Source organism: Psychrobacter sp. 16-MNA-CIBAN-0192 (genome assembly GCF_040309565.1).
GTDB lineage: Bacteria > Pseudomonadota > Gammaproteobacteria > Pseudomonadales > Moraxellaceae > Psychrobacter.
This window is the reverse complement of sequence record NZ_JBEOOX010000499.1, coordinates 1-253: the sequence shown is the minus strand read 5'-3', so window position 1 is coordinate 253 and position 253 is coordinate 1. Positions and strand designations below refer to the sequence as shown.

General features: G+C 59.7%; 1 protein-coding gene. It reads right to left on the bottom strand.

Annotation, left to right across the window (positions count from 1 at the left end):
- Positions 1-253 (bottom strand): EAL domain-containing protein (locus AAEY78_RS14120; RefSeq protein WP_352340026.1); only part of this gene is annotated, 253 nt, incomplete at both ends.

Here is a 253-nt window from a genome sequence, read left to right as displayed (position 1 = left end):
GCTGTAGCCCTTGCCAAAATCATCCTGGGACAGGCCGAAACCCTTGATCCGCAAGCGGCAGGCGCCGGCGTAGAAGTTGCTGATGTCATCCGGGACCGAGCATTCCATCAACTCAAAGCAGATGCGCGCGGGCAAACCTTGGTGTGCCAGTACGAAAGCGAGGATGCGATCGGGCAGGTCGTGGCTGTTGAGCAGGTGAGTGGGCAGGTTGATCGACACAGGAATGTCATAGCCGTGTTGGCGCCACTGGGCC